Origin of the sequence: Paraburkholderia sp. BL21I4N1 (assembly GCF_002973525.1) — a bacterium.
GTDB lineage: Bacteria > Pseudomonadota > Gammaproteobacteria > Burkholderiales > Burkholderiaceae > Paraburkholderia.
In genome coordinates this window covers 64,934-76,746 of sequence record NZ_PVEN01000024.1, presented here as the reverse complement: position 1 = coordinate 76,746, position 11,813 = coordinate 64,934, and the positions used below count along the sequence as shown (strand labels likewise).

The 11,813-nt window shown below is 62.3% G+C and carries 12 protein-coding genes; 5 read left to right on the top strand and 7 right to left on the bottom strand.

Annotated elements, in window-relative coordinates:
* Positions 1–221: 221 nt before the first annotated feature.
* The 3 genes from B0G83_RS34960 to B0G83_RS34950 form a co-directional block, all read right to left on the bottom strand.
* Positions 222–1,547 (bottom strand): ATP-binding protein, encoded by a 1,326-nt coding sequence (locus tag B0G83_RS34960; protein ID WP_105511865.1) that lies wholly within the window; start codon positions 1,545–1,547, stop codon positions 222–224.
* Positions 1,544–2,284: a response regulator gene (locus B0G83_RS34955; RefSeq protein WP_105511864.1), complete on the bottom strand. Its 741-nt coding sequence runs from the start codon at positions 2,282–2,284 to the stop codon at positions 1,544–1,546. Before B0G83_RS34955 ends, B0G83_RS34960 begins: the two co-directional genes overlap by 4 nt.
* Positions 2,285–2,410: 126 nt before the next feature.
* Complete coding sequence (locus B0G83_RS34950) at positions 2,411–2,782, bottom strand: GFA family protein (RefSeq protein WP_105511863.1); 372 nt, start codon at positions 2,780–2,782, stop codon at positions 2,411–2,413.
* A 274-nt stretch (positions 2,783–3,056) separates the two neighbouring features.
* On the opposite strand from B0G83_RS34950, the gene B0G83_RS34945 reads away from it, so the two are divergent.
* Entirely contained in the window at positions 3,057–3,596 is a 540-nt protein-coding gene (locus B0G83_RS34945) for a thioredoxin family protein (RefSeq protein ID WP_105511862.1), read from the top strand.
* Between the two features lie 95 nt (positions 3,597–3,691).
* Here the strand turns inward: B0G83_RS34945 and B0G83_RS34940 are convergent, their stop codons facing one another.
* The 3 genes from B0G83_RS34940 to B0G83_RS34930 form a co-directional block, all read right to left on the bottom strand.
* Positions 3,692–4,735, bottom strand: a complete 1,044-nt coding sequence (locus B0G83_RS34940; RefSeq protein ID WP_105511861.1) for an alpha/beta fold hydrolase — start codon at positions 4,733–4,735, stop codon at positions 3,692–3,694.
* A gap of 191 nt (positions 4,736–4,926) precedes the next feature.
* Positions 4,927–5,676 (bottom strand): creatininase family protein, encoded by a 750-nt coding sequence (locus tag B0G83_RS34935; protein ID WP_105511860.1) that lies wholly within the window; start codon positions 5,674–5,676, stop codon positions 4,927–4,929.
* Between the two features lie 97 nt (positions 5,677–5,773).
* Positions 5,774–7,069: an MFS transporter gene (locus B0G83_RS34930; RefSeq protein WP_105511859.1), complete on the bottom strand. Its 1,296-nt coding sequence runs from the start codon at positions 7,067–7,069 to the stop codon at positions 5,774–5,776.
* Positions 7,070–7,218: 149 nt separating this feature from the next.
* On the opposite strand from B0G83_RS34930, the gene B0G83_RS34925 reads away from it, so the two are divergent.
* The 4 genes from B0G83_RS34925 to B0G83_RS34910 all read left to right on the top strand — a co-directional run bounded on the left by B0G83_RS34925 (position 7,219) and on the right by B0G83_RS34910 (position 10,845).
* Positions 7,219–8,142: a LysR family transcriptional regulator gene (locus tag B0G83_RS34925; RefSeq protein ID WP_105511858.1), complete on the top strand. Its 924-nt coding sequence runs from the start codon at positions 7,219–7,221 to the stop codon at positions 8,140–8,142.
* A 265-nt stretch (positions 8,143–8,407) separates the two neighbouring features.
* The gene (locus B0G83_RS34920) at positions 8,408–9,760 is read left to right on the top strand and encodes an epoxide hydrolase family protein (RefSeq protein ID WP_105511857.1); all 1,353 of its coding nucleotides are present in this window, start codon (positions 8,408–8,410) and stop codon (positions 9,758–9,760) included.
* A 265-nt stretch (positions 9,761–10,025) separates the two neighbouring features.
* Positions 10,026–10,349, top strand: coding sequence for a DUF4148 domain-containing protein (locus B0G83_RS34915; RefSeq protein WP_105511856.1), 324 nt, complete (start codon positions 10,026–10,028; stop codon positions 10,347–10,349).
* Positions 10,350–10,428: 79 nt separating this feature from the next.
* Complete coding sequence (locus tag B0G83_RS34910) at positions 10,429–10,845, top strand: organic hydroperoxide resistance protein (protein WP_105511855.1); 417 nt, start codon at positions 10,429–10,431, stop codon at positions 10,843–10,845.
* Here B0G83_RS34910 and B0G83_RS34905 read toward each other — a convergent pair.
* Positions 10,842–11,771 (bottom strand): LysR family transcriptional regulator, encoded by a 930-nt coding sequence (locus B0G83_RS34905; protein ID WP_105511854.1) that lies wholly within the window; start codon positions 11,769–11,771, stop codon positions 10,842–10,844. The genes B0G83_RS34910 and B0G83_RS34905 overlap by 4 nt on opposite strands.
* Positions 11,772–11,813 lie beyond the last annotated feature (42 nt).

Below are 11,813 nucleotides of genomic sequence, written 5' to 3'. Positions count from 1 at the left end.
GACTTGATACTTTCGCTTTGCGGCAGATCCCGAAAGATCCGCCTCGCGTCTCGCATCAAGCGCCCACACTTATCGGCTGTTAATTTTTAAAGATCATTTTGCTCAGAAGCTCTGCTTTCTTCGCGTCCGTCATCTAACGGGAGGCGAATTATGCAGACTGAGATTTCATTGGTCAACCCTATTTGCGAAATAATTTTTTCACGATCTTTTCGCGGCCTCACTCAAGCTCCACGCAAGTTCCTCAACGTGAGCCTCGCTTCCAGTCCGCCGCCCTCGCGATTGTGGAGAGAGAGAGTCGCGTCCATCGCGAGAGCAAGTTGTCTTGCGATAGCGAGACCCAGACCGGTTCCCCCCGTATTGCGATTACGCGATGCCTCGAGCCGGAAGAACGGTTCGAATACGGCTTCCAGCGACTCGGCGGGAATGCCGGGGCCGCGATCCGACACGGTGATCGTGGCCTGTCCATCGTGCAACGCGGCGACCTGAATCTCGGCGGCGCCGCTGAACTTCAATGCGTTGTCCACGAGATTGCCGACAATGCGCCGCAATGCTTGTGGCCGCATCATGATCGGCGCGCCGAACAATCCCTGCAACGACACCGACTGTCCAGCGTCGACGTAATCGCACACCAGGCTGTCGAATAGCGCGTCGGGATCGATACGGCAGCGCACCTCCATCGCACCGTGCAACGTCCGTGCATACGTCACGCCTTCTTTCACCAACGCTTCCATTTCCTGCAGATCCTGCCGCAGTTTCGCGCCTTCAGGCTCGCCTTCCATCACATCGACGCGCAACCGCATACGCGTGATCGGCGTTTGCAGATCGTGCGAGATCGCCGCGAGAATCTGCATGCGTTCGGTCATGTACATCGCGATACGGTCCTGCATGGCGTTGAACGCTCGCGCGGCGCGCGCCACTTCGGACGGTCCCTTCTCCGACAAGCGCGCTGCCTTCAGATCGGGACCGAGCGTATCGGCGGCCACGGCCAATTCATGCAGCGGACGTGTCGCCAATCGCACCGCCAACCAGCAGCACGCAATCAGCACGATCAATTGCAGCAGCAGGCCGGATAACAGCCAACCGGACAGCGGCGCGCTCGACATGGGCCGCAGATCGATGGTCAACGGCGCGCCGTCCGAGAGCTTCAAATGAACCTGCAAACGCTCGGCGTCGCCTGGTACCGCATTGACCGTTAGCGGATAGTTCGTCCCGATGCCGTCGGAGATAGAAGCGGCGATTCGCGCCGACAAATGCGCGTCCACCGGGCCACCGCTCACGCCGGGTCCGAGAATAAATTCGTAGCTGCGCCGCGCGAGACGCGGCAACCATTGTGCGCGCTCATTGGCCGGCAAATGATCGAGCAACGCGACCGAACTCGTCACTTCACGTTCGATATAACCGGTCATGATGTTCGTCATCGTCTGGTCGCGTTCGGTCATGGTGAGCCAGAACGACAACGCCTGCGCCGACGCAAGGCCAATGAAGAGAATCACCGTCAGCCGCGCGAACAACGAGCGCGGCCAATGCAGCCAGGCACTCGCGTTCATTGCTCGTCCTCGATCACGTTGACCGCCGCGGAAAACACATAGCCCTCGCTACGCAGCGTCTTGATGTAACGCGGCTCGCGAGCCTCGTCGCGCAAACGCTGACGCAAGCGGCTCACCATCAGATCGATCGAACGGTCGAACTGATCGGCTTGCCGGCCCTGAGTCAGATTGAGCAACTGATCGCGCGTCAACACGCGTTGAGGATGATCGAGAAACACACGCAGCAATCGGTACTCCGCGCCGCTCAGCGCGACCATGGTGCCCTCCGCATCGAGCAGGTGGCGCGCGGTCGTATCGAGCCGCCAGTCGCCGAATCCCAGCATCTGCGAGGACTCCGAGACCTGCATGCCGGGCGGCAACATGCGCGCGCGGCGCAGCACCGCGCGAATCCGCGCGAGCAGTTCGCGTACGGCAAACGGCTTGGGCAAATAATCGTCCGCGCCCATTTCCAGACCGAGAATACGGTCGGCTTCTTCATTGCGAGCGGTCAGCATCAGCACGGGCACCGAACGGAACTTGCTGGCTCGCAATTCGCGGCACAGCACGAGGCCGTCTTCGCCCGGCATCATCAGATCAAGCACGATCAGATCGGGTGCGCCATGCTCCAGTGCGGCATGCATCTGCCGTCCGTTCGCCGCGAGCGTGACGCGCATGCCGTTCTTCTCGAGGTAGCCGGCAATCAGCTCGCGAATGCCGCGATCGTCGTCGACGATCAGTACGTGGTCGGTCGTGTCCATCAATGCATCATCTCTTTTGACGTTTCATCTGCACCCGGCTCGAAGTCAGCAATGAACACTGCACCGGGTGCGCCCATTCCGCGGCGAGACCGCCTGCCACGAAGGCGAGGATTGACAGTAGCCGCTTCATGCGTCCTCCATCACGGACAGGCTGGCGCCGTCGGCAACACCGGCTTCCAGCGTATACGGGTCGATCCCTTCAAGGCAACCGATATTGGCGCGCCACAGCAGCGGATCCTTACGCGTCTGATGAAACGGGTAGATCCCGCAATGGCGGCAGAAATAATGTTTCGCCACCCGCGTGTTGAACTGATACAGCGTAAGGGCCTCTTCGCCCTGCAGAATCGTCAATTCATTCGCGGGGAACAGCGGTGTCATCAGCGCACCCTTGCGCCGGCATAGGCTGCAATTGCAGCGTCCAGCGGGTTCGATCGGGGCACGAATTTCGAATTTGACAGCCCCGCAGTGGCAGGACCCTTTCAGCACATTGGCGCTCATCTATCTCTCCGTATTTTGGCAATGACTGCTTTATAGCGCGGCTCGCCGGGGGATTTGTGTCGCAATGTATCTGCCGTGTTGCCAGACACAAAACATTGCACCGACAGGTGCCGGCCGACACAAGCCAGATACCCGCGAACGTTCCAATAGGGCCATGCGATCAACGGCACGACGGTCACGCAGCGCTTCTCCGCCAAGCCGTTCGAACCGCAAGCAGATCCGCCTGACGGCACCTGCATTCACCGCCTATTACTCGCCCTCAAAGGACCAAGACATGCTCAATCTCAATCGACTGAAAAAACTGGCCATGACCGCCGCATTCGCCGCTACCGCGGTCACCGGCAGCGCCGCCATCGCGGAGCCGCTCAAGACTGGCCCGCGCGCGCCAGAGTTCACCGGCATTAGTACATGGCTGAATAGCGATCCGCTCACGATCCAGAAACTGCGCGGCAAGGTCGTGCTGGTCGATTTCTGGACCTATACCTGTGTCAACTGCATCAATACGCTGCCGTACGTGAAAAGCTGGAATCAGAAGTATAAGGACCAGGGGCTCACGGTGATCGGCGTCCACACCCCGGAGTACCCGTTCGAGCGGGTTACGGACAACGTCAAGACCGCCATCAAGCGTTTCGGCATTACCTATCCGGTCGCGCAGGACAACCAGTATGCGACGTGGAGCGCTTACAACAACCAGTACTGGCCGGCGTTCTATCTGATCGACAAGAAAGGCCAGGTGGTCTACACGCACTTCGGCGAAGGCGACTACGCAAAGACGGAAGCGGCCATTCAGGCATTGCTCGCCCAGAAAGATTAATGCGGAAATGCTCAAACGGGCCGCAGCAACAAAATTGCTGCGGCCCGTTTTTTTATGAGCGACTCGCCTGAGTCGCTCACGGTATTCGTACCCGCTTAAAGATGCGCGACGTCGATCACCGCATCGGCGAACGCCTTCGGCGCTTCCTGCGGCAGGTTATGGCCGATACCGCCGCCAATGTTGCGATGCAAGTACTTGCCGGTGAACTTCTTCGCGTACGCGGCCGGATCGGGATGCGGCGCACCGTTGGCATCACCTTCCATGGTGATGGTCGGCACGGAGATAGTCGGCGCCGTGGCCAGACGCTTCTCCAGATCGTCGTATTGCGGCTCGCCCTTGACCAGCCCCAAACGCCAACGATAGTTGTGAATCACCACCGCAACGTGGTCCGGATTGTTGAACGACTCGGCCGAACGCTCGAACGTCGCGTCGTCGAAATTCCATTTCGGCGAGGCCGTGTGCCAGATCAGTTTGTTGAAGTCGTGGCGATTCGCTTCGTAACCCGCGTAGCCGCGTTCCGTGGCGAAATAGAACTGATACCACCACGCCAGTTCCGCTTTCGGCGGCAACGGCGTGCGATTCGCTTCCTGGCTGCCGATCAGATAACCGCTCGCCGACACCATCGCCTTGCATCGCTCCGGCCACAGCGCCGCAATGATGTTCACCGTGCGCGCGCCCCAATCGAAGCCGCCGAAAATCGCCCTGTCGATCTTCAGCGCGTCCATCAGCGCGATGATGTCCACCGCGACCACCGCCTGCTGTCCATTGCGCGGCGTATCGGCGGACAGGAACCGCGTGGTCCCGTAGCCACGCAGATACGGCACGATGACGCGATAACCGGCCGCGGCGAGCAACGGCGCGACTTCGGAAAAACTGTAGATGTCGTACGGCCAGCCGTGCAGAAGGATTACCACCGGTCCATGATGCGGACCGGCTTCCGCGTACCCCATGCTCAGCGTGCCGATGTTGACCTGCTTCAGATTGTCGAACGGCACGAGGCGGGATCCTGCCGGCGCAGCGTCGGGCTGAGCGTTGGACTGCGCGTTGGCGATTCCGCTCAGGCCGAGTTCCAGCAGGCTGAGGCCGGCAACCGTCGTGCCGAGCAAACGGCGGCGCCGGGTATTGATCTGTTCCGACATGATTGACTCCCCTTATGTAGTTGCGCTTTGCAAAGCCCATACGTTGTTGAAGAAACGAACTGGCCTTGAAACCATTAGACGCCGTGGACGTATCCCGCTTATGTCGGAAAAGTGCTCCGGTGAATCCTTATGTACCGTACGACGCTGCCGATACAGTGCGATACAAAACCTCGGCAACGCTGCGCGGTTCGTCAGTCCGGTACGCTCTCGCGGCTGAACGCCTCCATCTCGCGGATCAGGCTTTGCGCGGCCAGTTCGACCAGCGCGCCGCCGCGCTCCTGCGAGGCTTGCGCCGGATCGGAGCCCATCCGTCCATCGGCAAAGCGCGCGCGGAAATCGAGCGCTTCACGAATCGGTCCCGACGGTGCGATCTGCGGACTGTAGGCTGCCGACTTGATCGACTCGGGCAGCGCCCATTGCGTAATCGCGATCTCGGACGGCGTGGCGTGCGCGCCGTGGCCGGTCGGAAACTGCTCGCGCGCCAGTTCGCCCACGCCGTCGAGATCCCACCAGTTGCACAGCTTCAACGCGAAGCCCGCGCGCCGCCGCGCGAAACTGGCCTCGGCGTAAAGCTCGGAGAACGCGGCTTCGATCGACGCAATGTTGCCGCCATGACCATTCAGAAACAGGATCTTCTCGAAGCCGTGCAGCGCGAGCGATCGGGTCCAGTCGCCGATGGCGGCGATGAAGGTCGACGGTCGCAGCGAAATGGTGCCCGCGAACGCGAGGTGATGCTGGGCCATGCCGATATTGAAGGTCGGCGCGATCAGCAGGTCCGCGCGTTTCTCGGCTTCGTACGCGATGATTTGCGGGCACAACCAGTCGGTGCCCAGCAGGCCCGTGGGGCCGTGTTGTTCATTCGAGCCGATCGGCACGACGATCGAACGGCTGCGTGTCAGATAGTGGCCGACTTCGGCCCAGGTCGACAGATGTAGAAGCATGTGAGGTTCTCCGCTTCGCCGTTTCCGGGTGGAACACGGCACGTTGGGTTGCTTGGGAATGCGGGCATGTCGCCCCGGTTCGTACCTGCGCAAGGCGTTACGTCGACGGCGGCCGCCTGACGGCCAACAATACGTACAGCAACCCCGCACCGCACAAAGCCAGCGCCGCCACGATCGACAGACCGAGATGCAGATTACCGGTCGCCGTTTTGGCCCAGCCAATAATGGCCGGCCCCCAGAATCCGCCGGACAGTCCGATCGTATTGATCAGCGCAATACCGCCCGCGGCTGCGTCGCCTTTGAAGTGTTCGGACGGAACCGCCCAGAACACGGTATAGGCCATCCACAGCATGGTCGTGGCAAGCGTCAGCAGCGCGAGCGTCGCGATCAGATGGCCGTCGGCGAGCACCGCCGCACATAACAACACCGCCGCGAGCAGCGCCGGCACCGAGCTGTGATAGCGCCGTTCGCCGCACGCATCCGAGCGACGGCCGATATAAACCATGCCGAACGCCGCGCCGATATACGGAATCGCCGCATACCAGCCGAGCCGGATCGTGTCGTCCACACCTTGCGATTTGACGATGGTGGGCAACCAGAAGCTCATCGCGTAGATCGACGCGATGATGCAGAAGTAAGCACACGCGAGCAGATAGATCTTCGGATTGCGCGCGACGTCCCTGAACGAGTGATGCCCCGCCGGAACCGGACCCAGTTCAGCCGCGAGCAAACGCTTCTCGTCGTCGCTCAGCCAGTTGGCGTCGGCGGGCCGATCCGACAGCACGAACAGCGTCAGCACGCCCATCACGATGCAGGGCAAGCCTTCGGCGAGGAACATCCACTGCCAGCCGGCCAGACCGGCGGTGCCGGCGAGACGCGTCATCAGCCAGGCCGACAACGGACCGCCGATAATCCCGCCGATCGGCCCCGCCAGAAACACGATCGCGATCGCTCGCGCCATGCGCGTGGGACCGTACCAGCGCGAGAGATAAAAGATCATGCCCGGCGCGAAACCGGCTTCGAAAACGCCGAGCAGAAACCGCATGCCGTAAAACATCGGCACGTTGCGAACGAACAGCATGCAGGCCGACGTCATGCCCCACAGCACGAGGATGCGGAAAAACGTTTTACGCGCGCCGATCTTCGGCAGCATCAGATTGCTCGGCAGCTCGAACAGCACATAGCCGAGAAAGAAAATGCCGGCGCCGACACCGTACGCGGCGTCGGAAAAACCGAGGTCGCTTTGCATCTGCAACTTCGCGAAGCCGACGTTGACGCGATCCAGATAGGCGAACAGATAGCAGATCAGCAGAAATGGCAGCAAGCGCCAGTTGAGCCGGTCATAGAGGGCGGACACTTCGTCGCCTGCGATTGCGGTCTGAGTTGCGGCCATGCCAGTCTCCGTTTCAACGTTGTATGCGCCTTATCGTGTGCAGCCAGTTTGGCGACGCCGAATGCAACTAGCAACAGCAACTAAGTTCACGTATCGTTGCTCGCAGAGCAACGTTAGCCTCGACCACAACGTAAGCGGATCGTCCGACCATGCGCGAAATCAATCAGCAACGCCTGCGGTATTTCCATGAAGTCCTGACGCACGGCACGATTCGCGGCGCCGCGGACAGCCTCAATACTTCGCCCTCGGTGATTACGCGGCAGATCAGACTGCTGGAGAACGAACTCGGCACGACGCTGTTCGAGCGTCAGGCGCGCGGCGTCAAGCCCACCGAGGCGGCGGCGCATCTGCTCGAGTTCTGGCGCGGCTACCGGTCGCAACAAGAAAAGCTCGAAGACCGGCTTCATGCGTTGAAGGGCCTGCAACAAGGGCAGGTGCAGTTGGCGATCAGCGAGGGCTATGTCGACATGCTGGTCGATGAAGTGCTCACGCCGTTCTGTGCGCGCTACCCGAAGCTGGAGATCGGCGTGCAGATGCTGCCCGTCGACGACCTGCTGAACGAAGTGGCGGAAAGCCGCGCGCATATTGGTCTTGCCTACAATCCGCCGCCCGATCCGCGTGTCGAGTATCGGGCGAGTTCGGCGCAGCCCGTGGTGCTGCTGGTGCAGCCCACGCATCCGCTAGCGGTGCGCGGCGGAGCGGCCAGCATTCACGAGGTGCTGGCCTATCCGCTGGCCTTGATGCCGGCCACCTTCGGTATCGGCCATGCGGCGAAGATGCTGGAGTTCGCCGAAAACATCGAAATACGCGCCACGCTCACCACGAATTCACTGACCGCGCTCAAACGGCTCGTCGCGTCCGATAATTTTGTGACCCTGGTCGGCGAGTTCGCCGCGTATCGCGAGATCGCGGCCGGCGAGCTGACGATCGTGCCGATCGACCATCCCCTGTTTCGCGGCGCCAAGGCACGCGTACTCGTCAAATCCGGCCGGCCGCTGGTCGCCGCCGCGCACGAATTGCTCGAGTGGATCTTGCGCCGCATGAGCATGTTCGCGGAGCCCGACGCCACCTAACGCGCGTAAGCATGCCGAGCTAAGCCCACGCCCAGGGCCAGCTTGCCCCTTTGTATCGCAACGTATCTACCCGGTACGCCGATACACGCGCTTGCAGAACCGCACTGCACGGAAACAGGCGGGATACATCGGCGCGTTTCAATACGCCCACGCGGAGCGCACTCCGCGTGCGGGTTGTCTCCACTCGTCCAGCGTTCGGCGACAACAGCGCCTTCGATGACGTGGCTCCTTTCGACAACCTGCCTTTCCTCCCATCGGAAATCGTATGCCTAACACAACCTTTCCCGAATCGCCTTCACGCCGCCGCTTTGTCGGCGTCGCGGCGGCGGCCGTTGCCGCGGGCTCGCTGAGCCAGCTCGCTTTCGCCGACGGCAACCCGGCTATCACCGACATCGCGGCGCCGGCGGGCGGCGACAAAACCGCGCTTCGTCCGCTGCGTATCCACGTGCCGGAATCGCAACTCAGCGACTTGCGGCGACGCATCAAAGCGACGCGTTGGCCTGACCGGGAGATCGTCAACGACGACTCGCAGGGCGTGCCGCTCGCCACGATTCAGACCCTCGCGCAACATTGGGCCACCGACTACGACTGGCGCAAGTGCGAGGCGAAACTGAACGCGCTGCCCAATTTCGTCACCGAAATCGACGGGCTCGACATTCACTTCATCCACGTCCGTTCGAAACACGAAAACGCGATGCCGCTGATCGTCACGCATGGCTGGCCCGGCTCGGTGATCGAACAGCTCAAGATCGTCGATCCGCTGACCAATCCGACCGCGCACGGAGCGAGCGCGTCGGACGCGTTTCATCTGGTGATTCCGTCGCTGCCGGGCTACGGCTTTTCCGGCAAGCCCACCACGATCGGCTGGGGTCCGGAGCGCACCGCGCGCGCGTGGGTCCTGCTGATGAAACGCCTCGGCTACGCGAAATTCGCGGCGCAAGGCGGCGATCTGGGCGGGATCGTGGCGAACGTCATGGCGAAGCAGGCACCGCCGGAATTGATGGGCATTCACGTCAATTTCCCCGCGACGATTCCTCCGGACATCGCCAAGGCGCTGCAAGTCAACGATCCGCCACCGGCCGGTCTCTCCGACGACGAACGGCTCGCCTACGTACAGTTGAGCGCGTTATCCAAACGCCGCGCCTACGCATTGGAGCAGGGCACGCGGCCTCAAACGCTCTACGGCCTGGCCGATTCGCCGATTGCACTGGCCAGCTGGCTGCTCGACCACCCGGACGGTAACGGGCAACCGGCGGCGGCGCTCACCTCGGCCGTGTTCGGGCGCACGATCAACGGCCACGCCTCGGGCGACGTAACACTGAACGACGTACTCGACGACATCACCCTGTACTGGGTGACAAATACCGGCGTTTCCGCCGCGCGCTTTTATTGGGAGTCGCACTTCAACTTTTACGCCGCCGCCGACGTCTCCATTCCCGCCGCCGTGAGTGCCTTTCCCGGCGAGAACTATCAGGCACCGAAGAGCTGGTCGGAGCGGGCGTATCACAACCTGATCTATTACAACCGCCCCGAGAAGGGCGGCCACTTCGCCGCGTGGGAACAGCCGCGGATTTTCGCTGAAGAGGTGCGGGCGGGCCTGCGGCCGCTGCGCACGTAAGGGGTTCAAAAACATGGCACGGACAGATGCTGTCCGCGCCATGTCCTCGCACCCTGCCGATTTACCGCCGCACGAGTTTGTATCGCACTGTGTCAGGAGAAAACACAGACACACACCGATTCAAAACACCCCTCGACCGGACACAAGCCAGATACCTCCAGACGTTCAAATACACCCATGCCGAACACAGATGCATCGCCGGGCAAAGGCCCGGCAAGCACTGCAGGATGCCGGCAGGCCCTATTCAACTCTCGAGATATTCATCATGAAATCATTCGTTCAAGCCGCTCTCGTCGCCGTCGCTCTCGCCGCTCCGCTCGCTTCGTTCGCCCAGTCGAATCAAGCCCTCACTCGTGCCGAGGTTCGCGCGGAACTGGTGCAACTGGAGCAGGCCGGCTACAACCCGTCCCGCAGTTCGGACACGACCTATCCCGCCGACATTCTCGCCGCCGAGGCACGCGTCGCCGCACAGAATGGCGCAAACACGGGCGTGGGCGGTACACACAGCAGCTCGTCGGAATCCGGTGCGCGGTCAACGTTGCATGCGCAAGCTTTCGACGGCTTGAAGCCGGTTTATTTCGGCCAGTAAGTCAACCTGCGGCCGTGGACGCGCCGCGCGCGGACCGGCCGCTGAGTCCGCATCGCCCATTCAACAGGAGCAAACCATCATGACTCGCATCGAAAACGTGCTGTACACCGCAAAGACCCACACCACTGGCGGCCGCGACGGCGTCGCGCGCAGTTCAGACAACCGGCTCGACCTCAAACTCTCATCCCCCGGTTCCACGGGCGCCGGCACGAATCCGGAGCAACTGTTCGCGGCAGGCTGGTCGGCCTGCTTTATCGGCGCGATGGGCCTCGCCGCCCGCGCGTTGAAGGTGACGCTGCCGGTCGACACTCATGTCGACGCCGAGGTGGATCTCGGCACCACCGACGGCGCGTATTTCATCCAGGCGCGCCTGAACGTGAGCCTGCCCGGCCTCGCGCACGACGTGGCTCAGGCCGTGGTCGACCGGGCGCATCAGACCTGCCCGTATTCCAAAGCCACGCGCGGCAATGTGGACGTCACGATCACGCTCGTCTAAACCGCCTCCGATCGCGATCCGACCGCCGCCTCCCACTGCGCCCTGACCGCGTCGATCAGCGCCCTGACCTTGCGCGACGGAAACTTCGTCGCGGGGAAAATCGCCTGAATGCTCGCCGGCGCCGTTGCCCAGCCGTCGAGCAGGCGCACCAGGCGGCCCGCCGCGACGTCGTCCGCGATCGAGAAGTCGGTCAGCAGCGCGACGCCGCCGCCCGCGAGCGTCGCCGCCCGGCACGCCGTGGCGGTATTGGTCAGAAACGCGCTCGGGTAACGCAGGCTGTCTTTTCGCCCGTCGCGATGTTCCAGCGCCACCGACAAAGGACGCGGCAACGTGGCCACCGCGACATACGGCATGCCGGCGAGCGTGGCCAGTTCCGTGTGATCGCCGTCGGCGCCGGCCACCGCCGGGCTCGCCACCATCCATTTGACGAACTCGCCGATCTTCACCGTGCGGTAGTTCGAATCCGCGAGCCGCCCTAGTCGGATCGCCACGTCGATCCCCTCGCCCACCAGATCGACATATTGATCGACGCATTGCAGGTCGACCTCCAACTCGGGATGCGCACGCCGCATCTCCACCAGCGCCGGCGCCACGAACAGCGAGCCGTAGTCGATCGGCGCATTCACCCGCAGCGTGCCGCGCAACGGCCCGACCTCGCCCGCGATCGCCGATAAACCCTCTTCGGCCGCGCGCAACACCAGACAACTGGCGTCGTAAAAGGTCCGGCCCGCTTCGGTCACGTTGAGCCGCCGCGTGGTGCGCACCAGCAGGCTGGCGCCCACTTCCACCTCCAGCCGCTGCATATGCTTGCTGACCATGGTTTTCGCGAGGCCGAGCCGCTCGCCCGCGCCGGTCAGCGAGCCGGCCTCCACCACGGCCACGAACACCGCCAGCCGGTTGAGATTTACATCGCGTACGTCAGCCATGACCGATTGTCCATTATCAGGGGATTATGTTTCGCCAATTAT

Coding starts and splice junctions, on each gene's coding strand:
- B0G83_RS34925 (WP_105511858.1), top strand. CDS start 7,219: ATGCGCGAAATCAATCAGCAACGCCTGCGGTATTTCCATGAAGTCCTG.
- B0G83_RS34955 (WP_105511864.1), bottom strand. CDS start 2,284: ATGGACACGACCGACCACGTACTGATCGTCGACGACGATCGCGGCATT.
- B0G83_RS34950 (WP_105511863.1), bottom strand. CDS start 2,782: ATGAGCGCCAATGTGCTGAAAGGGTCCTGCCACTGCGGGGCTGTCAAA.
- B0G83_RS34960 (WP_105511865.1), bottom strand. CDS start 1,547: ATGAACGCGAGTGCCTGGCTGCATTGGCCGCGCTCGTTGTTCGCGCGG.
- B0G83_RS34945 (WP_105511862.1), top strand. CDS start 3,057: ATGCTCAATCTCAATCGACTGAAAAAACTGGCCATGACCGCCGCATTC.
- B0G83_RS34910 (WP_105511855.1), top strand. CDS start 10,429: ATGACTCGCATCGAAAACGTGCTGTACACCGCAAAGACCCACACCACT.
- B0G83_RS34905 (WP_105511854.1), bottom strand. CDS start 11,771: ATGGCTGACGTACGCGATGTAAATCTCAACCGGCTGGCGGTGTTCGTG.
- B0G83_RS34940 (WP_105511861.1), bottom strand. CDS start 4,735: ATGTCGGAACAGATCAATACCCGGCGCCGCCGTTTGCTCGGCACGACG.
- B0G83_RS34935 (WP_105511860.1), bottom strand. CDS start 5,676: ATGCTTCTACATCTGTCGACCTGGGCCGAAGTCGGCCACTATCTGACA.
- B0G83_RS34920 (WP_105511857.1), top strand. CDS start 8,408: ATGCCTAACACAACCTTTCCCGAATCGCCTTCACGCCGCCGCTTTGTC.
- B0G83_RS34915 (WP_105511856.1), top strand. CDS start 10,026: ATGAAATCATTCGTTCAAGCCGCTCTCGTCGCCGTCGCTCTCGCCGCT.
- B0G83_RS34930 (WP_105511859.1), bottom strand. CDS start 7,069: ATGGCCGCAACTCAGACCGCAATCGCAGGCGACGAAGTGTCCGCCCTC.